This window comes from Nocardia bovistercoris, from assembly GCF_015674855.1.
Lineage (GTDB): Bacteria > Actinomycetota > Actinomycetes > Mycobacteriales > Mycobacteriaceae > Nocardia > Nocardia bovistercoris.
In genome coordinates, this window is the sequence record NZ_JADMLG010000033.1 from 1 (window position 1) to 23,970 (window position 23,970).

Annotated in this window: 9 protein-coding genes; 2 read left to right on the forward strand and 7 right to left on the reverse strand. The window is 71.0% G+C overall.

Annotation, left to right across the window (positions count from 1 at the left end):
- Positions 1-1,024 (reverse strand): AMP-binding protein (locus tag IT779_RS36860; protein ID WP_196154142.1); only part of this gene is annotated, 1,024 nt, incomplete at its 3' end.
- Between the two features lie 161 nt (positions 1,025-1,185).
- On the reverse strand, positions 1,186-2,187 hold the full coding sequence (locus IT779_RS36865; protein ID WP_196154143.1) for an acetamidase/formamidase family protein: 1,002 nt from the start codon (positions 2,185-2,187) through the stop codon (positions 1,186-1,188).
- A gap of 238 nt (positions 2,188-2,425) precedes the next feature.
- Here IT779_RS36865 and IT779_RS36870 point away from each other — a divergent pair, with 238 nt between their 5' ends.
- Entirely contained in the window at positions 2,426-18,364 is a 15,939-nt protein-coding gene (locus IT779_RS36870) for a type I polyketide synthase (protein ID WP_198429348.1), read from the forward strand.
- A 50-nt stretch (positions 18,365-18,414) separates the two neighbouring features.
- On the opposite strand, the gene IT779_RS36875 is transcribed toward IT779_RS36870, so the two are convergent.
- The 4 genes from IT779_RS36875 to IT779_RS36890 all read right to left on the reverse strand — a co-directional run bounded on the left by IT779_RS36875 (position 18,415) and on the right by IT779_RS36890 (position 22,428).
- Positions 18,415-19,731 (reverse strand): FAD-dependent oxidoreductase, encoded by a 1,317-nt coding sequence (locus IT779_RS36875; RefSeq protein WP_196154144.1) that lies wholly within the window; start codon positions 19,729-19,731, stop codon positions 18,415-18,417.
- 144 nt (positions 19,732-19,875) lie between these two features.
- Positions 19,876-21,105 carry a glycosyltransferase gene (locus tag IT779_RS36880; RefSeq protein ID WP_196154145.1) on the reverse strand — a complete coding sequence of 410 codons (1,230 nt, stop codon included), beginning with the start codon at positions 21,103-21,105 and terminating at the stop codon, positions 19,876-19,878.
- A 343-nt stretch (positions 21,106-21,448) separates the two neighbouring features.
- A complete protein-coding gene (gene infA / locus IT779_RS36885) occupies positions 21,449-21,676 on the reverse strand; it encodes a translation initiation factor IF-1 (RefSeq protein ID WP_196154146.1) in 228 nt (75 codons plus the stop codon).
- On the reverse strand, positions 21,664-22,428 hold the full coding sequence (locus IT779_RS36890) for a GNAT family N-acetyltransferase (RefSeq protein WP_332839138.1): 765 nt from the start codon (positions 22,426-22,428) through the stop codon (positions 21,664-21,666). Before IT779_RS36890 ends, infA begins: the two co-directional genes overlap by 13 nt.
- A 465-nt stretch (positions 22,429-22,893) precedes the next feature.
- Between IT779_RS36890 and IT779_RS36895 the strand changes: the two genes are divergently transcribed.
- Positions 22,894-23,700 (forward strand): NAD(P)H-binding protein, encoded by an 807-nt coding sequence (locus tag IT779_RS36895; RefSeq protein ID WP_196154147.1) that lies wholly within the window; start codon positions 22,894-22,896, stop codon positions 23,698-23,700.
- An 83-nt stretch (positions 23,701-23,783) separates the two neighbouring features.
- Here IT779_RS36895 and IT779_RS36900 read toward each other — a convergent pair.
- Positions 23,784-23,970 (reverse strand): cytochrome P450 (locus IT779_RS36900; RefSeq protein ID WP_196154148.1); only part of this gene is annotated, 187 nt, incomplete at its 5' end.

Below are 23,970 nucleotides of genomic sequence, written 5' to 3' on the forward strand. Positions count from 1 at the left end.
GGTCCAGTGGTCGTCCGACGGTGGTTCGGGTGTGTGCTCGGTCGTGGTCGTGGGGTGCGAGCATGGTGAGTACGCCGGTTTCGGTGGTGCCGTAGACCTGGATGAGCACCGGACCGAAAACCTCCCTGGCCTCGCCGAGCCGCAGCGGCGCGGCCGGACTGCCGGTGTAGATCAGCTCGGTCAAGCTGGACAGGTCGGTGCCGGGCCGGTCGGGATGCTCGCCGAGCGCGTAGACCTGCGGGGTGCCGAGGATGAGGCGGCCGATCCGATGCTCGGCGACCGCGCGCAGTACCGCCGCCGCGTCGAAACCGTGGTGCAGCACGACCATTCCACCGGTGATGAGCGTATCGTCCGCACCGAAGCCGCTGGAATGGGTGAGCGGCGCGGTGATCAGCAGGTTCGTCCGGCCGCTGCGGCCGACCGCCGAGGTGGCCATCTCGTTCTTCACCCCGAAGGGCCAGCAGACGCCCTTCGGCAGGCCGCTCGACCCGCTGGTCTGGGTGATGACGGCGATATCGCTGTCGACGACATCGGCACACGCGCCCACCCCGTCCCCGGAACCGGCGCTCAGATCCACGGTATCGGGACCACCGGAACCCAGAACGGCCAGCACCGGCCGAACCCCCGCTTCCGGCAACAACTTACGGGCACGCGCGGCATTGGCCGGATCCACCGCCAATATCCGCGCACCGAAATCCGAGACGAGCGCGCGCTGCAACTCGACCCGCAACTCGTCGTCGGGGACGACGGCGTTCATGCCGCGTACGTGCGCGGCGGTGGCCCCGGCCAGATTGGCCGCCCACCGTAGGATCAGCGTGGCGGCGGTATTGGGCTCGGTCAGCACGGCCACCACATCCGAACGACCGATACCGTGGCGACCCATCACCGCCGCGGCCCGACGCGTCGCCTCGGCCAACTCACCCGCCGACACCGCGACACCGCCACTGACCACCGCGACACGATCGGGATCCGCGTCGAAATGGGTCAACAATTGCTGGACATAATGCACATGCGTGGTACTCATCACCCGGTTCCTTTCTGGACAGGAAAATGCGATGACCAGTGGTCGAATGGGGATAAACGCAGGCTAATCGGCGGGTACCCGGGCCCCCATCCCTCACATTGACTGCGCGTGCTGTCGCGAATTTCCCGGCCCGGCATTTTCCACGGAAAGACCGGAAATGGTCAGGCCGCGGGCCGCAGCCATCGGTCGACGCGGGCGCGCACGTCGACCGGGAAGACGTCTTTTCGCAACAGACCGTGCACACCCTTGGGCGGCAGGGGGACATCGACGTGATGGATCTCGGTCTGGTCCGCGTACTGGGTGATCCGGAAACTCGCCGCCATACTGCACAGTGCGTGCGCCTCGGCGCGGCTGAGGCCGGATGCCGCGCTGAACCAGCCGATCAATCCGCGCAGACAGTCGGTCAGCGCGTCGTGCAGGCTGTCGGCCAGTCCGATACCGACCCAATGCGTTTCGGTCTCGGCGAGGGGGCGGGTCAGGCCGACGTTCTTGTGGAGGTCGTAGCGCATCCGCAGCCGTTCGGCCGTTGACTTCAGCGCGGTCTGGTCGACCAGGCCGTCGCCCTGGAGGGCATGGATGTCGCCGATCCAGATCCGGGCGCCGGGCTTGGCCACGGGCAGGAACAGCGAGGAGCCCACCGTGAGTTCGGGAAGTGCCAGGTTACCGCCGTGGTCGCCGCCGATGAGCGCGCTCACCGGTTCCGCGCCCGGCGGTTCGACCGCGATGATGCCCGCGAACGGGTCGAGCGGCAGCGAGATCCCGTGCACATAGTCGGCTCGGGTGCGGGTCTCGTCGAACCGGAAGTCGTGAAAGTACGGCTCGTCGAAGTCGTAGGGCAGCGCGCCCGCCCTGGTGGGGAAAGCGTTGCCGCCCCAGGCTCCGAGCCGCAGTTCCATCAGCCGACACTCGACCACGTCACCCGGTTCGGCGCCGCTCACCTCGACCGGGCCGATGATCTGGAACGGGCAGCCGGGATATTCCTTGCGCAGTCGAGCACGGTCCGCCGCGGACATGCCGTAGCGCAGCTGGTTCTGCCAGTTGGTCCAGGTGTCCGGGTAGAGAACTTCGTCGCCGGGTTCGATCACGGCTGCGGTCGCCGCGGCGGAATCCAGGACTCCAGGCCGGACCGTGGCCGTGGTGGACCGAACCGTATGCGTTGTCACGGTTTTCACGCTAGACAGCCGAACACGGGCGGGCCATGCAAGTCCCGCCATCACGGACAAGACTGTCAACCTGACGGAAGGGCGCCGCTTCCCACGGCGCCCGCGGTGCAGGCAGGCGGCCCGCGCGGCGTCTACCAGGCTGAGGGATCCGAGGTCGGCACGGCCGCTTCTAGTCTCCTAACGCGGGCCGCAGGGTCGCGCCCATCCGGCGCCGGACCGGTCCGCTCGAGGAGAGGACGTGGGGCCCGTGCGCGCCGAACTGATCAGAGCCCTCCCCCGGGTACTGCGGGAGCACGCGGGCGATTTCGGCGACAAGGTCGCCTTCGAGGACGACAAGCGGGCGGTCACCTACGGCGAGTTGGAGGTGCGGACCCGGCGGCTGGCGGGGCATCTGGCGGACCTCGGCGTACAGCGCGGCGACCGAGTGCTGATCTGTCTGCGCAACAGCGTGGAAATGTTGGAGACCTACCTCGCGATCGTTCGCGCCTGCGCGGTCGGGGTGCCGGTCGACCCCGCGTCGACGGACTCGGAACTGGAGTATCTCCTGGCCGACAGCGGGGCGAACGTGATCGTCACCGACCCCGTGCACGTCGCGGGCTTCCTGCGTTCGCCGTCCCGGTCTCCCGGCGCCCCCCTGCTCGTGATCGGCGACGCGCCCGCGCACCCTTCGGTTCACGCCTACCGGGAACTCGCGCGGACCGAGCCCGCGCAACCCGCCAGGGACGACCTCGGACTCGACGAGGTGGCGTGGACGTTCTACACCTCGGGGACCACCGGACGGCCGAAGGGCGTGCTGTCCAGCCAGCGCAACTGCCTGTTCTCGGTGGCCGCGAGTTACGTTCCGATACCGGGACTTTCGGCGCAGGACCGGGTGCTGTGGCCGCTGCCGTTGTTCCACAGCCTCTCCCACATCGTGTGCGTACTGGCCGTGACCGTGGTCGGCGCCACCGCCCGGATCATGGACAGCCCGTCCGGGAACGAATTCCTGGAAGCCGCCCGCGAGACCGGGGCGACCTTCGTGGCGGGCGCGCCGACCACCTATCACTACCTCCTCGAGGCGTGCGAGCAGCACCGGATCGCCTTGCCGGACCTGCGGATCGGACTGGTCGGGGGCGCGGTCACCGGTCCCGAACTGTGCCGCGCTTTCCGCGAGGTCTTCGAGGCGCCGCTGGTCGACGCGTACGGCAGTACCGAGACGTGCGGGGCGATCACCATGAACCCGCCGGACGGCGACCGGGTCGACGGTTCGTGCGGACTTCCGGTGCCTGGCGTCGACGTGCGCATCGTCGACCCCGAGACGGGCCGCGACATGCCTGTGGGCGACGAGGGCGAGGTGTGGGTACGCGGACCGAACGTCACCTCCGGCTACCACGACAAGCCGGAGGCGACCGAGAAGGCGTTCCGGGACGGCTGGTACCGCACGGGTGACCTGGCCCGCCGGGACTCCGCGGGCTACTTCACCCTCTGCGGCCGGATCAGCGATCTGATCATCAGGGGCGGTGAGAACGTCCATCCCGAGGAGATCGAGGCGGTTCTGCGCGGTGCGCCGGGGATCGCGGACGTGGGTGTGGCGGGCAGGCCGCACCGGGTGCTGGGTGAAATGCCCGTCGCCTACGTGGTCGCGGACCCGGCGGGCTTCGAGGTCGACACCGTGATCGAAGCGTGCCGCCGAGAGCTTTCGGCGTTCAAGGTTCCCGTCGAGGTCAACGAGATCCGCGGCGTTCCGCGGACCGCGTCGGGGAAGATCCAGCGCCGCAGGCTGGCCGAGCAGCCCGCCGTGCTCCGGTACACCGCGAGCGGACTACACGACGGCGTCCTGCGCCTGGAATGGGTGCCCGCACCGTCACCCAACGCCGCACCGTCACCCAACGCCGCACCGTCACCCGACGCCGCGCCGCCGACCTGGGCGTTCGTCGGCTCGGACCTTGCCGAGGTCGCCGGTCGGTCCCCTCACTACGCCGATCTGGCCGCGGCCGAGGCCGCCGACCTGACAGTGGTGCGCGCGCCCGCGACGCCGGGCGACCGGGCACAGCAACGCGCCAGGACCCGGGAACTGATCGATGAGGTGACGGCATGGGCGGCCCGGGTCGGATCGGGGCGGCTCGTCCTGGTGACCCGGCGCGCGGTCGCGGTATCGGACCGGGACGAGCCCGCCGAGCCGGGCCAGGCGATGCTTGCGGCCGCGACGGTCCGGGTGCTCGGCGAGCGGGTCGTCCTGGTCGACCTGGACGACGAAACACCGATCGAGGCAGTGCCCCACGCGATTGCGCCCGACGAACCCCGCTGGGCGGCGCGATCCGGCGAGTTCTCGGTGGCCCGGCTGACCCGCCAGGCGGTCCTGGACCGTTCGACGCGGGATTCGTGGGCGAGCGAGGACGGCATCGTCGTGCTGACCGGCACGGACACCGTGCGCGGCGCCGCGGTGGCCCGCCACATGGCCGCCGTGCACCCGGACCGGCGACTGCTCCTCGCGGGCGGGAACGCCGCCGACGCGGACTGGGAGTCCACCATCGCCTCGGGTCGGATCGCCGCGGTGATCCTGACCGACGGCGACCCTGAGCTCGCCGAGACGCTGAGCGTCGCGGCGGATTCCGACCGGACCCCGTTCATCGTGATCGCCGACTTCCACGACGCCACCGACGCGGACCCCGAACGGGCGGTCTCGGCGGCCGCGGTGCGAGCCGTGGCCGACGAACGCCGCAGGCGCGGCCTGGCGGGATCGGTACTGACCTGGAGCGAACCGGTGGGCGGCGCTCCCGATCCGGCGGGCATTCGGGACGGCCTGTTCGCGGTCGATACGCTCCTCGCCACCTCGGACTCCACACCGCTGTTCGTCGCGGACGCGCGGACACCGTCGGCCGGTCTCGTGCTGCCCGGCGATACCGTCACGCAACGGTTCGCCCGTGACGAACTCGACGACACCGCGTCCGCCCTCCGCGCGAAGCTGGCTGTACTGGACCGACACGCGCAACACGCGCTCGTTCGGGCCGTGGTCCGAGACGCGACCGCGGCGACGCTGAATCGGCCCCCGACCTTCGATGTCCCCGCGGACCGCACGTTCCGGGATCTCGGGTTCACCTCGGTCGCGATCGTGGAACTGCGCACGCGGCTGATGGCGGGAACCGGTCTGAAGCTGCCGACCGGAGCGGCGTTCGACCATCCGACGCCGCGCGCACTGGCCGCGTTCCTGCACGCCGAACTGGTCGGTGACACGGTCACCGACACCGGCATCGCCACCACCGCCGGAACGGATGAGCCGGTGGTCATCGTCGGTATGGCCTGCCGGTTGCCGGGCGGGATCACCGGGCCGGACGACCTGTGGGATCTGGTCAGCGAGGGCCGGGAGGCGTCGGGGCCGTTTCCGACCGACCGCGGCTGGGACCTGCACCGACTGTTCGACGCCGACCCGGACCGCGCCGGGACCTCCTATGTCGACCGCGGCGGGTTCCTCGATGACGCGGCGGAATTCGACGCCGACTTCTTCGGGATCTCCCCGCGTGAGGCGCTCGCCATGGATCCGCAACAGCGAGTGCTGTTGGAGATCGCGTGGGAAGCGTTGGAGCACACCGGCATCGACGCGTCCACGATGCGGGGCGCGGACGCCGGGGTTTTCGTCGGTCTGATGGAGCAGGGCTACGGCGCGGGCGGCCCGGTGCCCGAGGAACTCGAAGCCTTTCAGACGACCGGAACCGCGGCCAGTGTCGCGTCGGGCCGGATCTCCTACCTACTCGGCTTGCGTGGACCGGCGATCACCGTGGACACGGCGTGCTCGTCCGCACTGGTCGCGCTGCATCTGGCCGCCAACGCGCTGCGCCGGGGCGAATGCTCGTTGGCCTTGGCGGGCGGCGCGACGGTCATGGCCACCCCCCGGTCGTTCGTCGAGTTCTCCCGGCAACGGGCGTTGGCGGCGGACGGCCGGTGCAAGTCCTACGCCTCGGCCGCCGACGGCACCGCGTGGGCCGAAGGTGCGGGCATGCTGGTGCTGGAACGGCTCGGCGACGCCCGCCGCAACGGGCACCGGATCCTCGCGGTGCTGCGCGGCTCCTCGGTGAACTCCGACGGCGCGTCCAACGGCCTCACCGCGCCGAGTGGCGCCGCGCAACAGCGGGTCATCCGGCAGGCGCTCGCATCGGCGGGGCTCGAGTTCACCGATATCGACGCGGTGGAAGGGCACGGGACCGGAACCGTGCTCGGTGACCCCATCGAGGCCGAGGCGCTGCTGGCCACCTACGGCCGGGACCGGGACGCCGACCAACGCCTCTGGCTGGGCTCGCTCAAGTCGAATATCGGCCACACCCAGGCGGCAGCGGGCGTCGCGGGCGTGATCAAGATGGTCCAGGCGCTTCGGCACGGCGTACTGCCGTCGACACTGCACGTGGACGAGCCGACACCGCGCGCGGACTGGTCGGCGGGCGGTGTCGCGCTGCTGACCGAGAACAGGCCGTGGCCGCACCGTGGTCGTCCGCGCCGGGCGGGAGTCTCGAGTTTCGGGCTGAGCGGAACGAACGCCCACGTGATCCTGGAGGAAGCGCCACCGCAGCCTGCTGTCCCGCCGCGGCGCTCACCCGCGCGGGCAATCGTGCCGCTGATCCTGTCGGCTCGCGGCACGCACGCGCTCGGCAGGCTCGCGAACCGGCTCATCCCGCTCGTGCGGGACGCCGACGAGTCGTCGTGGGTCGACGTGGCCGTGGCGCTGGCGACCCGACGCACGACCATGGACGAACGCGCGGTCGTGCTGGCCCGCTCCCGGGACGAGGCGCTCGCGGGCCTGCGCGCACTGGCTCGCGACGAGGAGAGTCCCTTCGTACAGCGCGCGAGCGCGGGCGCGGACCCGTCCCGCTCCGGCGTCGTGCTGATCTTTCCCGGGCAGGGCGCGCAGTGGGTCGGCATGGGCCGCGAACTGCTGGACACCTCCCCCACCTTCGCCGAGGTCGTCGGCGAATGCGCTCGGCTGGCGAGCGAATGGACGGACTGGTCGCTGATCGACGTATTGCGCGGTACGGCCGACCGCGAACTGCTCGAGCGCGTCGACGTCGTCCAGGTGGCGAGTTTCGCGATGACGGTCGGCTTGTCCGCGCTGTGGAGATCGGCGGGAGTGCGGCCCGACGCGGTGGTCGGCCATTCGCAGGGCGAGATCGCCGCGGCCTACGTCGCAGGCGCGCTGTCCTTGCGCGACGCCGTGCGGGTCGTCGCGGTACGGAGCCGGACGATCGCGGAGGTCCTGTCCGGCCGAGGAGGCATGGCGTCGGTACGTCTCGCCGCCGCCGACCTGACGGCGCGGCTGGCGAAATGGGGCGGCCGGATCCAGATCGCCGCGGTGAACGGCCCGTCCTCGGTGGTCGTCGCGGGCGGCTCGGAGGCGCTGACCGAGGCGTTGGACGAACTCGCCGAAGCCGGGGTCGAGGTCCGGCGGGTGAACGTCGACTACGCATCGCACAGCGATCATGTCGAGGCGGTCCGGGAGCGCCTCGCGGTCGCGCTGGCCGATCTGCCGAGCACCGAGCCGTCGGTGCCCTTCCACTCGACCGTGACCGCGAGTCGGGCCGACGGTCGGCTCGACGGCGACTATTGGTACCGCAACCTGCGGCAACAGGTCCGCTTCGGACCGACGATCGAGCGCCTGCTCGACCAGGGCTTCGGCGCCTTCGTCGAGGTCGGTCCGCACCCGGTACTCGTGCAGTCGGTCGCCGAGACCGCACACGAGGCCAGCGTCGACGTGGTCGTCGCCGGTTCGTTGCGCCGCGACGACGGCGGGATCGACCGCCTGCTGCGATCGATGGCCGAACTGTTCGTTCGCGGAGTCCACGTCGATTGGCGCGGCTTGCTGCCGTCGGCGGAGTGCGCCACATGGATCGATCTGCCGACCTACCCGTTCGAGCGGCGGCGATACTGGCGGAATCCGGTGCAGGCCGACGCGTCCGGCCTCGGCATGGACGACACCGGGCATCCGCTGCTCGGCGCGCTGGTCCGGCTGCCCGGATCCGGCGGCCTGGTCGCGACCGGTCGCTGGTCGGCGTCGAGCCTGCCCTGGTCGCCGGGTGAGCAGACGCCCGAGGCCACCTTCGTCGAACTCGCGCTGTGGGCCGGTGACCTGGTCGGCGCCCCGGTCGTCGAGGAGATGACCATCGACCGGCCCCTCGAGCTGCCACGCCACGGTGGCCTCGACGTGCGGCTCGTCGTCGGACCGCCCGACGCCGCCCACCGCCGATCGCTGACGATCTACTCGGGTTCGGGCGTCCCCGAAGAATGGACGCCGCACGCCGCGGGCACCGTGGCACAGGCAGCCGGGTCTCCCACCGAGCCCGCGGGCGGCAACGCGGTCGAGGCCGCACTCGGGGACGCCGAGCGGTTCGACGCCCACCGTTACGGCATCCACCCGGCACTGCTCGACGCGGCCGTGCGGGCGGTCCTGCCTCCCGGTCAACGGCCGAAGACCTGGCGCGGCGTCCGACTCGTGGCCGCAGGCGCCGACACAGTGGACGTCCGATCCGTACCGATAGGCGACCGGCGCGGCTTCCGCGTCGACCTCGCCGATCCGGCCGGGCAGCCGGTGTTGGAGGTGTCCGAACTGGTCACCGGGCGGCACGAGTCCGCCGCGGACCTGTTCCACCTGGACTGGGTCGACCTACCTATGCCACGGAACGCCTCGGCGGCCGGACCGGCCGCGCAGCACGTCACCGATGTCGCGGACCTCACCCGCGCCACCGCGACACTGCTGATCCACGAGGCCGACGTCTCCTCCGGCGACCCTCGCGCCGCGGTCGTCGCGGTACTCGAACTGATCCAGACGTTCCTCGCCCACCCCGGTGCGGACGACGCCCGGCTCGTGATCGTCACCCCGGACGACGACGGGGTCGCCGCGGGCGCGATCGGGGGGCTCGTCCGATCCGCGCAGTCCGAACACCCCGGCAGGCTCGTGCTGGTGACCGCGGATCCGGCGGCCCGCGCCACAGCCTCCGTCGTCGCCGCCGCGCACAGCGGCGAACCGCAGCTCAGGCTGCGAGACGGCCGGATGCGGGCGCCACGACTGACGCGGCTACGGCCGGTCACCTCGGCGCCCGCGGCGCGACCGCTCGATCCCGGCGGCACGGTGCTGATCACCGGCGGCACGGGAACGCTCGCGGCGGTCACCGCGCGGCATCTGGTCGCCGAGCACGGTATCCGGCACCTGATCCTCGCGGGCCGTCGCGGCCCCGCGGCCGACGGCGCCGCGGCGCTGCACGACGAACTGGTCGAACTCGGCGCGACCGTTCGGCTGGTGGCCACCGATGTCGCGGACCGCGCGCAGGTGGCGGCGCTGCTGGACGTCGTCCCGACACAGCACCCTTTGACCGCGGTCGTGCACACCGCCGGGGTGTTGGACGACGCGGTGATCACCGATCTCGACCCGCGACGCGTCGACGCCGTATTCGGCGCGAAGGTGGATGCGGCCCGCCACCTCGACGACCTCACCCGTGATCTCGACCTCGCCGCCTTCGTTCTCTACTCCTCGGCCGCGGGCGTGCTCGGCACCCCCGGGCAGGCGAACTATGCCGCGGCCAACGCCGCGCTGGACGCCCTGGCGCGGGACCGGCGGCGCGCCGGTCGGGCCGCGGTCTCGATCGCGTGGGGCTACTGGGAACGTGCCAGTGGCCTGACCCGCCATCTCGGCGACGCCGACCACCGGAGGAATCGGGACATCGGCATGATCGGCCTCTCCGACGGCGACGGCACGGCGTTGTTCGACAGGGCGCTGCGCGAGGGCGACAGCGCGGGCGGCGCCGTGGTCGCGGCCGGACTCGATCCAGCCGCGTTCCGGCGGGCCGACGGCGGGCAGGCGCCGTTCGTGCCGCGCGGGCGGGCGGCGTCCGGGCGGCAGGTCGACCGGGCAGGTGCGGCCGGGCGGCAGGCGTCGGCGGCCCTGTCCGACCGGATCGGCGCGCTGCCCGCCGCAGCGCAGTTCGACGCCTTGGTCGAGCTGATCCGCCTCCAGAGTTCCCTGGTCCTCGGCCACGCGAACACCGACGAGATCCGGCTCGACCGCACCTTCAAGGACTCGGGCTTCGACTCGCTCACCGCGCTCGAATTGCGCAATCGGCTCGCCGCGGCGACCGGGCTGGCGCTGTCCCCCGGGATGATCTTCGACTATCCGCGGCCGCGGCTGCTCGCTGCCCGCCTGCAGGCCGAACTCCTCGATGACACGCAGGCCTCCCCCGCCGTCGAGGAACCCACGACGGCGACCGGAGAGCCGATCGCCATCGTCGCGATGGCCTGCCGGTTCCCCGGCGGGGTGCGCAGCCCCGAAGACCTGTGGCGGCTGCTCGCCGCGGAGTCCGACGCGGTCGCCGAATTTCCCGCCGACCGCGGCTGGGATATCGACCGGCTCTTCGATCCCGATCCCGACCACCTCGGCACCACCTACGTTCGACACGGCAACTTCCTCGACGAACCCGGCGCGTTCGACGCCGCCTTCTTCGGCATCTCGCCGAAAGAGGCGCTGGCGATGGATCCGCAGCAGCGGCTGGTCATGGAGACGTCATGGGAGCTGCTCGAACGTGGCGGCATCGACCCGCGCGGCCTCGCCGGTCAGGACGTCGGCGTCTTCGTCGGGGTCAACAGTCACGACTGGTCCGTGCGCACCCATCACGCGGCCGACGTGGAGGGTTTCCGCCTGACCGGCGGCTCCGGCAGTGTCCTGTCCGGACGGGTCGCCTACCACCTCGGGCTGGAGGGGCCCGCGATCACCGTGGACACCGCCTGCTCGTCCTCACTGGTGGCGTTGCACTTGGCCGCGCAGGCCATCCGCGACGGCGAGTGCTCGATGGCACTGGCGGGCGGGGTGATGGTGATGAGCACCGTGGAGACCTTCGTCGAGTTCTCGCGACAGCGGGGGCTCGCCCCGGACGGCCGCTGCAAGGCGTTCGCCGACGCGGCCGACGGCACCGGCTGGTCGGAGGGGGTCGGATTCCTCCTGGTCGAGCCGCTGTCGCTGGCCCGTGCCCGAGGCCACCGGGTACTCGCCCTGGCCCGAGGGACCGCAGTCAACTCCGACGGCGCCTCCAACGGCCTCACCGCACCGAACGGTCCGTCGCAGCAGCGCGTGATCCGCAAGGCGCTCGCCGCGGCGGGATTGCGGGGCGAAGAGGTGGACGCGGTCGAGGGGCACGGCACCGGGACCACGCTCGGTGACCCGATCGAGGCGCGGGCGCTGCTGGAGACCTACGGCCGTGACAGGTCGGCCGGGCAACCACTGTGGCTCGGGTCGGTGAAGTCGAACATCGGCCACACCCAGGCCGCGGCGGGCGTCGCGGGCATCATCAAGATGATCATGGCGATGCGCAACGCGGTACTGCCGAGGACATTGCACGTCGACCGACCGTCGACCCATGTGGACTGGACGGCGGGCGCGGTCCGGCTGCTCACCGAACGCCGCGACTGGCCGCGCGCCGGGCGGCCGCGCCGCGCCGGGGTGTCCTCGTTCGGCATCGGCGGAACCAATGCCCACGTCATCCTCGAAGAGCCCGGCGAGCACGACACCGACGAGACGACCGAGGCGGCCGCCCCGGATCGGCCCTCGGGCGAGTTCCAGGTGCCGGTCCCGGTCTCCGGCCACACCGCCGCGGCCCTGCGGGACCAGGCAGGCCGGTTGGCGGACTTCGTGGCGTCCCGGCCGGAACTCGAGCCCGCCGATCTCGCACTCGCGCTGGCCTGCGGCCGAGCACAGCTCGATCGGCGCGCGGTCCTCGTGGTCCGGCACCGTGACGGGTTGGTCGACGAATTGCGCAGTCTGGCCGCGGGGTCGGCGCCCGCCGTCGGTGGTGCGCCGGTCGACGGCAAACTGGCCGTCCTGTTCACCGGACAGGGCGGTCAGTGGCCCGGTATGGGTCGGGACCTCGCGGCCTGCTTCCCGGTGTTCGGCCGAGCGTTCACCGACGCCTGCCGGGCCGTCGAGCAACACTGGGCCGGTCATGTCACGACACCGCTGTCCGACGTCGTCCTCACCGCCGCCGGCGCGACCGGCGATCGACTGATCGATCAGACGATGTATACCCAGGCAGGTCTGTTCGCCCTGGAAACCGCGTTGTATCGGCTCTACGAGTCGTGGGGACTGCGCCCGGACCTGCTCGCGGGCCACTCCGTCGGTGAGATCACCGCCGCCCACGTAGGCGGAGTGCTCGACCTGGCCGACGCGGGAAAACTCGTCGCCGCGCGAGCCAGGTCCATGCAGGCGCTGCCCGCGGGCGGAACCATGGTCGCCGTCCAGGCGAGAGAGGCCGAGGTCGCGCCGTTGCTGGTGGAGGCGCCCGGCCTGGTCGCCGTCGCGGCGATCAACAGCGCCCGGTCGCTGGTGCTGTCCGGCGACGAGGTCGCCGTGCGGTGGGTGACGAGCCAACTCGCCCAATTCGGTCACAAGATCCGGCGGTTGCCCGTCAGTCATGCCTTCCACTCACCGTTGATGCGGCCGATGCTCGCCGAATTCCGTGAGGTCGCCGAGTCGCTGACCTACCGGCCGACGCAAGTGCCCATCGTGTCGACGGTCACCGGCCTGCCGGATGCCGGACAGCGGTTCGCGACGGCGGGCTACTGGGTCGAACAGGTCTGCGCGACGGTTCGGTTCGCGGATGCGGTGACCGCGCTGCGCGATCAGGGGGTGCGGACCTTCCTCGAGCTCGGGCCGGGGGGCGCGCTCACCACGATGGCCGCGGAGAGCCTCGACACCTCGGCCGTTTCCTGCGTCGCGACGCTGCGCGCGGACGGCGCCGAGGTCGCCGACGTGCTGGGGGCATTCGGCGCACTGCACGTGCGCGGCGTGCCCCTGGACTGGGCAGCGGTCACCGGCGGGCGCCCCGGATCGGCGCGGGCACTGGCCACCGAGCTGCCGACCTACGCGTTCCAGAGCAGGCGGTACTGGCTCGACCGAGCGCCGACCGGCGACGCGGCCGACGCCGTCACCGGCGAGCAGGCCGACGACCGGGACGAGGTCCATGACCTCGGCGCCACCCCGTGGGCGGGCAGGTCCCGCAGCGAACGCGAGCGGATCGCACTCGAGGTGATCCGGGAGTCGGTGGCGGTCGTACTCGGCTATCAGCCCGCCGATCTCGCCGCGATGGACGAAGACCAGTCGTTCAACAGCCTCGGCTTCGATTCGCTCGGCGGGGTGCGGCTGCGTAACAGGCTCTACGACCTCACGGGCGTCGACCTGCCCGCGACAGCGGTCTTCGACTATCCGACGCCGAAGGTTCTCGCGGCGAGTCTGCTGAACGGACACGCGGCGGACGAGGTCGCCGCGACGACCGATCGGATTCCGGCGCCATCGGCCGACCCCGACGAGCCCATCGCGATCATCGGCACGGGTCTGCGACTGCCCGGCGGCGTGGAGAGTCCCGATGACCTGTGGCGGTTGCTCATCGAGCGACGCGACGCCATCGCCGAATTCCCCGCCGACCGAGGCTGGGACATCGACCGGCTCTACCATCCCGATCCAGCGCACCCCGGTACCACGTACACCCGCGCGGGCGGCTTCCTCTACGACGCCCCCCGGTTCGACGCCACCCTGTTCGGGATCTCCCCGCGCGAAGCGCTGGCCATGGACCCGCAGCAGCGGCTGCTCCTCGAGACATCATGGGAGGCCATGGAGCGGGCCGGCATCGACCCGATGTCCGCCCGAGGCGAAGCGATCGGCGTGTTCACCGGCATCGTGCACCACGACTACGCGAGCAGGTTGAACCGGATTCCCGAGGAAGTCCGGGGATACGTCATGACCGGGACCTCACCCAGCGTCGCGTCGGGCCGGATCGCCTACGTCTTCGGTTTCGAGGGACCCGCGGTGACCCTGGACACCGCTTGCTCGTCCTCCCTGGTCGCGATCCACCAGGCGGCGCATGCGCTCCGGCGCGGGGAGTGCACGATGGCGCTGGCGGGCGGGGCGACGGTGATGGCCAGCCCGGAGGCATTCGTCGAGTTCGCCACCCAGCGCGGGCTCTCCGCCGACGGCCGGTGCAAGTCGTTCTCGTCCACCGCGGACGGCACCGGCTGGTCCGAGGGCGTCGGCGTCGTACTGCTGGAACGGCTCTCGGTGGCGCGGCGCCGCGGTCACCGCGTCCTGGCCACACTGCGCGGGTCGGCGGTGAACTCCGACGGCATGTCCAACGGTCTGACCGCGCCGAACGGGGCGGCCCAACAGCGGGTGATCCGGCAGGCGCTCGCCTCGGCGGGCCTGGATCCGGCCGATGTCGACGCCGTGGAGGCGCACGGAACCGGCACGGTGCTCGGCGACCCGATCGAGGCGAGGGCATTGCTCGCCACGTACGGGAGGGCCCGGGATGCGCGCCGTCCGCTGTGGCTCGGCTCGTTGAAATCCAATATCGGGCACACCCAGGCGGCGGCAGGCGTGGCAGGCGTGATCAAGATGGTCGAGGCGTTGCGGCACGGTGTGCTGCCGCCCACCATCAACGTCGAGGAACCGACCGCGCAGGTGGACTGGTCGACGGGCACCCTCGCGCTGCTGACCGAGCCGCGGCGGTGGCCGTCGAGCGACAGACCCCGACGAGTCGGCATCTCCGCGTTCGGCGCCAGCGGAACCAACGCGCACCTGATCCTGGAACAGGCCCCCGCAGAGGAGGCCGCCACCGCCCCGCCGGGTCCGACGCCGTCGCCGCGACTCGCGACCGACGTCGTGCCGCTGGTGGTGTCCGCCAGGAGTGTCCTGTCACTCGGCGCGCAGGCCGCGCGACTGCGGGCATTCGTCGACAGCCCCGTTCCCACCGCCGAAACGGCGCTCTCCGCGATAGCCGACACCCTCGTGCGCGGCCGGGCGACGCTGCCGGAGCGGGCCGTCGTGCTGGCGAGCTCGCGGGACGAGGCGCTGACGGGCCTGGCCGCGTTGGCCCGCGGCGAGGCCGCGCCCAACCTGACCACGGGCAGCGTGATCGGCTCGGGAGCGCCCGGGCGGCTGGTTCTCGTCTTCCCGGGTCAGGGATCGCAATGGCTGGGCATGGGGCGGGCCCTGCTGGACGGTTCACCGGTCTTCCGAGCGCGGATCGATGAGTGCGCACGGGCGCTCGCCCCCTGGGTGGACTGGTCGTTGACCGATGTGCTGCGCGGCGAGGCGGACGAACAGACACTCGAACGCGTGGACGTCGTCCAACCCGCGAGTTTCGCGATGATGGTCGGCCTGGCCGCGCTCTGGGAATCGGTCGGGGTGCGGCCCGACGCGGTGATCGGCCATTCCCAGGGGGAGATCGCGGCGGCGTGCGTCGCGGGCGCCTTGTCGCTGGGCGACGCGGCACGCGTCGTCGCGGTGCGCAGCCGGGCGATCGCGACCAGTTTGTCCGGTCGCGGCGCCATGGCCTCGGTGCTGCTCGGCGCCGACGCGGTGCACGACCGGCTGGCCGCCTGGTCGGGCCGGTTGGAGGTGGCCGTGGTGAACAGTCCGTCCTCGGTGGTCATCGCCGGTGACGAACGGGCGCTGGCCGAGGCGCTGGAGTCGCTCGCGCGCGCGGGCGTGCGGACCCGCGCGGTGCCGGTGGACTATGCCTCCCACACCCGGCAGGTCGAACGCATCGAGGACGTCCTCGCGACGACGTTGCGCGGGATCGACGCCCGACCACCGCGCATTCCGTTCTACTCGACGGTGACCGGCGGCTGGGTCGGGGACGGCGACGCACTCGGCGCGGACTACTGGTACCAGAACCTGCGACGCCCGGTCGGTTTCGGCCCCGCCGCGGCGGACCTGCTGACCCAGGGTTTCGGAGTATTCGTTGAGGTCAGCGCGCATCCGGTCCTGGTGCAGGCGATGACCGACGTCGTCGACGACCCGGACTCGCCCGCCCGACCCGAGGGCTCAGGGCGCCCGATCGTCTGCGGCACGCTGCGCCGCGACGCCGACGGCCCGGCATCCTTCCTCGCCGCGGCCGCGCGACTGTTCGTCGGCGGCGTACCGCTCGACTGGGGCGCGACCCTGCCCGCGCGAGGATCCCGGTATCCGGTCGAACTGCCCACCTACGCCTTCGATCGCAGACACTTCTGGCTGACCGAGGCCGCCTCGGACAACCCCGGGACGGCCGGGAACGCGACCGACACCGGCTTCTGGAACGCGATCGACGACGCCGATCCGGCGGCACTGGCCGCCATGCTCGAGCTGTCCGCCGACCAACGCGACGCCTTGGCGGCGGTATTGCCCGCCATCGTCGATTGGCGGCAGGCGAGTGCGAGTCGGTCGGCCTCGGCGCGGCTGCGGTACACGGCCGACTGGGTCCCGCCCCGGCGCGAAGCCCTCGGTGTGCCCGAGGGTCGCTGGCTGGTACTCACCTCCGCCGCGGACCGCTCGCGCGCCGGTCTGCTCGACCAGCTGCGGGCCAACGGACTGGACGTGGCGGTCTGCCCGGTGGCGACCGGCCTGTCCGGAGACGAACTCGCCCGCCGACTCGGCGCGGCCATGGCCGACGGCGAGGTGGCCGGAGTCCTGTCTCTGCTCGCACTCCCGGACCGCACCGGAACCGATAGGCCCGACCCGATGGCGCTGACCGTCTCGACACTGACCCTGATCCGGGCGCTCGCCACAGCCGGTATCACCGCGCCGCTGTGGTGTCTGACCGAGGGCGCGGTCGGCGTCGGCGTCCGCGATGCCGCCGCGGACCTGGACCAGGTCGCCCAGGCCGCGGTGTGGGGCCTCGGGCGGGCGGCCGCACTCGAACGCCTCGACCGCTGGGGCGGATTGATCGATCTGCCCGCCGAGCCGGACGGCCGGACCGTCCGACACCTGCTCGGCGTGTTGACCGGGGTCTCCGGTGAGGACCAAGTGGCCATTCGACGGTCCGGCGTCCACGTCCGTCGGCTGCGGCACGCCGCCGATCCGGGCGGGACCGGTGGCGAACGGCGCGGGCGGCCGCGCGGGACAGTCCTGGTCACCGGCGGTGCGGAGGGCCTCGGACGGCACGTCTCGTTGTGGCTGGCCCGGTCGGGCGCCGAGCGAGTGGTGGTCACGACCGCGGGCGCCGAGTCCGGCCCGCTGGTCGAGTCGCTGCGCGACGAGCTGGCGGAGCTGGGGGGCGGCGCCGTCATCGAGTCGTGCGAGGGCGGCGACCCGCAGGCGCTCGCCGACCTCGTGCACGACCGGGACCGTCGGTTGACCGCGGTCTTCCACGCTGCCGACATGTCGTCGAACAAGCCGATCGACCAGACCGGTGACGTGGAGGTCGCCGCCGTCTTCCGAGCCAAGGTGGACACCGCGATCCGGCTGAGCGAGCTGACCGCGGACCTTCCACTCGACGCGTTCGTGCTCTTCTCCTCGATCGCCGGTGTCTGGGGCGGCGGCGGTCAAGCGGCCGCGGGCGCGGCGAACGCGGTCCTCGACGCGCTGGTACGGCGCCTGCGAGCGGACGGTGTCGCGGCGCAGTCGATCGCCTGGGGTGCGCTGAGCACGATCGGCGCCGGCATGGACGAGCAGACGCTGGCCCAGCTCCGTCGACGCGGCGTCGTCCCGATGTCGTCGGAGACGGCGATGGCCGCACTGGAACAGGTTATCCAGGAGCCCACGGAATCGGTGGTCGTCGCCGATATGGACTGGAGCGCCTTCATCGTGCCGTTCACCTCGGCCCGCCCGAGCCCGCTCTTCGACGACCTGCCGGAGGCCGCCGCGGCGATCGAGGCGGCGCAGCCCGCCGATTCCACCGAAGGTATGTCGGCGCTGATCACATCGCTGCGCGCGGCCGGGGCAACCGAGCAGGAGCGGATCCTGCTCAGGATGGTGCGAAACCAGGCCGCCACGGTCCTCGGTCACAGCGGCGCGGACGGAATCGGTCCGGCGCAGGCGTTCCAGGAAGTCGGTTTCGACTCGCTGGCGGCGGTCAACTTCCGCAACGGCCTGATCACCGCCACCGGACTGCGGCTGCCCGCCACACTGGTCTTCGACTACCCGACCCCGCAGGCTGTCGTCGAATACCTACGCTCGGAACTGCTCGGCCCCGAGGACGAGGCGGATGCCCGCGAGGACGAGGTGCGGCGGATCCTGGCCTCGGTGCCGTTCGACCGGTTCAAGCAGGCAGGCGTCCTCGAGACGTTGCTCGGCCTGGTCGAGGAGGCGGCGGATCGGCCCGCGCAGGAGAGCACCGGATCAGTCGAGGGGGCCGACGACGATCTCATCGACGCCATGGATGTCGACAGTCTGATCGAACGAGCGCTCGGCTCCGGCAGCTGAGCGCCTGGTTTCGAGCGCCGGAGCCGAGCGGGACGGGGTGGTGCGAACCCTCAGTCCATCGCGGACACCGCAGCCTGCGTGGCCGCGGTCACGTATCGGACGAGCGCGCCGTGGGTGGGCGACTCCGGAACGGTCTGACGCCAGCCGCCCGCGAAGATTTCGCGGGCTCGTTCCCGGACGGGGTCGAGGGCGGCCGATGTGGTCGCCATCAGGTTGTAGGGCCCGACGACCCGCATGATCCTCGGGTCGGCTTGCGCCGTCGCGGCGACCAGGTCGACGGGCAGTCTGCCCGTGGGGTCGATCGGCTCACCGGCCCAGCGGCGCAGCATGGCCGCGTCGGATTCGACCTGGTCCTCGAACCAGGGCCGAACATCGCTCTCGCACCACCGTTCCAGCTCCGAGGTCCAGCGCGGCCGATCGTGCTCGGCCACGATATCGGCGAGCGCGGCCGCACCGGAGATGCCGAGGGAGATACCGCGGGCGCCCATGGGATTGGTGGTGCAGACCGCGTCCCCGATCGCGAGCAGACCCGTCACCGCCACCGCCTGGTGGCGGTAGGTGTTGCGGCCCGCGTTGCCCGCATTGGGCGGCCCCATCGCCGCCGAGCGCGCCGGGTCGATCCACTCGGCCACGGCGGGGATTTCGGGGACGACGGCGTCCCAGACTGTTTCGTGGCGCAATTCGGCGAGAGCGTTGTCGGTGGTGGCGCGCACGATCTGGACTTGGAACCAGCCGTTCTCCTGGAGGAAGACGATGCTGAAGTAGCCGTCCTGGAAGACCGCGAAGCCGGGCGGAACGTTGATCGGTCCCGGATCGGCCCCGTCGCGCAGTCGGTAGGCGCGGGAGACATAGGAGAAGCCGCAGCTGCTGTCACCGGCCTGCGCACGCAATGCCGTGGTGAGGCCGGAACGTCCGGTGGCGTCGACGACGAGATCGGCGGGCAGCACCCGGTCGCGCAACCGGACGCCGCGCACGTCGGCGCCGTCGATCTCGACGCCGAGGGCGCGGCCGGAGATATGCCGCACGCCGGGCTCGACCGACGCCGCCGCGTACAGCACCCTGTCGAAGGTGACGCGCCGAATCCGCATGCCGACGACGTAGCCGGGATCCCCTCGGCCGCATACCTTCTGTGCCCCGGCCTCGAGCAGCTGCGCCAGGACATCCGGGAGCAGTCGCTCGAGCCGGGTCACGGTCGGGGCGCGCATCAGATGCGGTTGGTGGAACTGGTAGACCCCGGATCTCGCCCATCCCCCCGATTCGTCGGGGCCGGGGTCGGATTCGATCACCGAGACGTGGTGGCCACGACGTGCCAGCAGTAGCGCGGCGGTGAGACCGGTCGGACCGGCTCCGATAACAGCGACGTCCATGGCGATCCCGATCAGTTGTCGTCTCCGGCCCGATATGCCCGCACGGTGACAATTGATGTTGTGGCCACATCGAAATTACGGATAGATGTGCGAGGGTCAGATCCCCCGCACTGGTAGAAAACCCGCTGTCACGGTGGTCGAAAATCAGCGGAATTCGGGAAGCCGGGTCGCGACTTCCGCGGGGCTCGGCATCGCGGCGATCTCCTCGGCCAGGGTCTTTGCCGCCTGTCCGGTCTCGGGATCGGTCAGCAGTCGGTCGGCCGCCTCGGCGACGACCTCGGCGGAGACGACATCGGCAGGCAGCGGTACTTCGCCCTGCCCGAATCCCTCGGGCGGTCGGCCGCGGTCGTCGACCTGTTCGAATCTTCCTGGCAGCAAACGGATCCCGGCGCCCGCGGCGGATACCGCGCCCGCGTTGTGGAATCCGTCGACCGCGGCGGGCAGGAACAGCTGCGGCACCCCGACACCCGCCGCGCCGAGGGTGGTGCCGGAGCCACCGTGGTGGACGACGAGATCGACCAGCGGCAGCAGATCCGCTTGCGGCACCCAGGTTCCGAAGTGCACGTTCGAGGCAAGCGCACCGAACTCGGCCCCCCAGATCTTCGGCCCGGCGGCGGCGACCACCACATCGACATCAAGGGCCGACAGCCCGTCGATGGCAGCGCGCAGGACGGGGGCGGTGCCGACGACGGTTCCCAACGTCAGGTAGACCAGCGGTCGTTTCCGCTCGGCCAGGACGATCTCCGGCAGTTCGCCCGCTTCGCCGAATGCCACCGGGCGCAACGGCGTTCGTTCGGCACGAGCCAGGAACGACGGTTCCTGCAGCGAGGGCGGAAATATGTCGAGGTATCGGTCGCCGAGGAGGTAGCCGTCCTCGGTCGATTCCACGCCGATCTCGGCGGCGACCGCGCGCAGGAGTTCCATGCCCCGCTGCCGCGAACGGTCGAGCGCCTCCGCGCGGGTGTTGGCGTGGCACACGGCGGGAATGCCCGCGCGGTGCGCCGCGAGTCCCGCGCCCGGGTTGAGCGCTTCGTACACCACCAGGTCGGGTCGTTCCGCCCGGAGCACGGGCAACAGGTCGGCGGCGAACCTGCGAGGCAGTATCTCGTGCAGTGCCCGAGCCGCGGGCTCCAGCCCGTCCCCCGGCGGCGGTCCGCCGGTCCCCGCGCCCATTTCCGCGGCGACCATGCCGAAGGCATCCCGGATCGGAATCCCCACCGGCGCGATGGGAAATCCCAACCCCTCCAACATCGAATGGAATCTCTCGCCGGTGGCGTAGATGACGTCGTGGCCGACTTCGCGGGCGGCGAGAGCCAACGGCAGCAACGGATAGACATGGGCATAGCCGGAAAGACTCGAGAAAATGATCTTCATTCCCGTACCCCGCCTTCTTGTCGCGCGACGGCAAGAATAACCAGGGCATATCCTGGTTCACATCCCCCACCTCGACTGCGCGTCGGCGGGCACCCTTGCGCCGCGCCTCGCCGCTCAAAGCTCATGCGCGGCAACCGTTCCGATGTCATCGACCGCAGGCGTATCCGTACGCCGAGGTCCGGCACGCGCCGGACACCGAACCGTCCTGACCGCCCGACACCATCCCCCACATGAATAGTGGAAGTCCGCGTACACAGCCTGCGGGAACAGGTGATCGGCGTCCGGCCTCGAACCGGACGCCGATCACCTGTTTCCGGTTGTGAGCGGCAGTTCCCGCGATCGGCTAGCGGACGGGGTACCGGAACACGATCCGCCCGCGCGTCAGGTCGTAGGGCGTGAGCTCCACGACCACCTTGTCTCCCAGGTAGATCTTGATGTAGTTCTTGCGGATCTTGCCGCTGATGTGCGCGAGTACCTTGTGCCCGTTCTCGAGCTCCACGGTGAACGTGGTACTGCGCAGACACTCGATGACCTTGCCATCGAGCTCGATACCCCGCTTCATCCTCGCCATCGCACCAGCTCCAGGTTGCTGCTCACCGGCCGGACTCCCAGGCCGTCGAACAGCGCCGACGCCGGTTGATTCGACTCCTGGACTTCGGCCCACACCTGTGTGACCTCGGAGTGCCGCAACACCCCGAGCGCGTGGGCCAACAGCGCCCGCGCGATTCCGCGGCGCTGCGCACCGGCGAGCACCGCAACCAGCCCGATACGCGGCTGGTTCACCGTCTCGACCCGAATCAGCCCCAGGTACCGGTCCGCCGTCGCGGCCACCGCGTACGTCGACACGTCACCGACGGTGTCGCCGTCGGGGCGAGCGAGCACCTCCGCTGGCATCGACAGCCACCCCAGGGTCGCCTCGACTTCGTCACGGATCGCTCGGTCCAACGCGCGCAACAGGCTCTCGTCCACCGCACCGGCGGGCACAATCGTCACACCCGGAGGCGGCAGCGCTCCCCCGAGTCCGGTAACCGCCGGGTCGGTCGGCACGAGGTATTCCCACTCTCGGCGCCGGACCGTGAAACCGGCCCGCTGCCAGCAGGCCGTCAGGTCGGCGTCGTCTTCGTCGACCACCGTGAACAGCGGTGCGGGCAGTTCCGCCAGCATCGCCGCGGCGAGTAGGTCGAACGTGGCGTCCTGCCAGGCATCGATACTGACGAACATGCGCCCGTCGGGGCGACGCTCCGCATGCGTGCGACCGACCACCCTCCCCAGGGTGTCGTCCAACGCGTGCCACTGCCCGTCCGCGACCCGCGTGATCGTCACCGGGTTCTCGTTCAGGCCCGATGTGAAAGGCTGTGCGTTCAGGGCAATCTCCTCCCCGAGCGCACGCGCATCCCATCCGGGTCGCCGAGGCGGTCGCCCCGGCCCGGTCCCGGTCCCGTTGCGCGGAATCGCTGGTAGACCTGCATCGGAACCGACTCGTTCTCGCTTATTTTGGCCCCTCCAATTTCGAACCGTCCCTACGTGCTCGACCGACCTCGGACACTAACGTCCGGTCGACGGCGGACACCATCCCCGATGTTGACAGTGACTTCGGCGTGTACATCGAAGCTTTACCAACGTAGGGGATGTCCAGAGGCCGTACCAAGCCATTTGAATGTTGCCGATCCGGTTCGACGAGCGAAGGGGTGTCGTGGAAATGTTGCTGTTCGCTCGCCGTGCCGACATCCCCGAGATCGCCGGAGATTCACTCCGACGTCGGTCCGACGAATCCCCTTGGGAGGAACCATGTCCATTCTTGTGATCGGCGCGTACGGCACCGTCGGCAGCCGAGTCGCGGCCGGCCTCCGGTCCGCCGGAATCCCGATTCGTGGATCCAGCCGGAAGCCGGAGACCACCGAGTCGCCGGGCCTGGAAATGGTCCGCCTCGATCTCGACGAGCCCGAGACGCTGCCCGCCGCGCTGGACGGCATCGACAAGGTCTTCCTCTACTCCGTTCCGGAGCACATCGCCGAATTCGTCGGCGCGGCACAGGCGGCCGGTGTGGAACACGTCGTGCTGCTGTCGTCGTGCGCCGTGGTCGAACCCGTCGCTCAACGCACCAGGGCCGCACAGATCCACTCGGCGGTGGAACAGGCCGTGCGGGAGTCGGGGATCGCGTGGACCTTCCTGCGCCCGACCACCTTCGCCACCACGAGACTGCACTGGGCGCAGGCGATCCGATCCGGAGAAGAGTTGCGGATTCCGTTCCTGCGGATGGAGACCGCGGCGATCCACGAACGCGATATCGCCGACGTGGCGGTCCGTGCCCTGACCGGCGACGGGCACGCGGGGAAAGGGTACTGGCTGACCGGGCCGCAGGCCATGACACAGCGCGAGCACGCGGAGACGATCGCGGCGGTGACCGGTCGGTCGGTGGACGTGGCGGAGATGTCGCCGGAGGATGTCGGGAACCTCCCGGCGCCCTTCGTCAGGACCATGACCGAGCGAATGAACGCGCCGTGCGTCGTGACGTCCACCGTCGAGGAGGTGACCGGCACACCGGCCCGTTCGTTCCGACAGTGGGTCGAGGACCACATCGCGGACTTCAGTTGACCGCAGGCCCGGCGCCCGAGTCGCGGCGACCGGTCGCCGAGATCCGAATTCCCTTGCCGCGCCGGGTCCGAGCGGGGATTCCATCACGCACGACGCACCTCGATGGGCAGCCGGTTGGCGCCGATCATCGCCCACGGGTTCCACAGGTTGACCGGTACGTCGTCGCGGACGCGGATATCGCTGTAGCGCTCGATCAGAATCTCCATCGCGATCCGCACCTCGAGCCGCGCAAGAGGCGCACCCAAGCAGAAGTGAATACCCTTACCGAAA

Coding starts and splice junctions, on each gene's coding strand:
- IT779_RS36875 (WP_196154144.1), bottom strand. CDS start 19,731: ATGGACGTCGCTGTTATCGGAGCCGGTCCGACCGGTCTCACCGCCGCG.
- IT779_RS36880 (WP_196154145.1), bottom strand. CDS start 21,105: ATGAAGATCATTTTCTCGAGTCTTTCCGGCTATGCCCATGTCTATCCG.
- infA (WP_196154146.1), bottom strand. CDS start 21,676: ATGGCGAGGATGAAGCGGGGTATCGAGCTCGATGGCAAGGTCATCGAG.
- IT779_RS36895 (WP_196154147.1), top strand. CDS start 22,894: ATGTCCATTCTTGTGATCGGCGCGTACGGCACCGTCGGCAGCCGAGTC.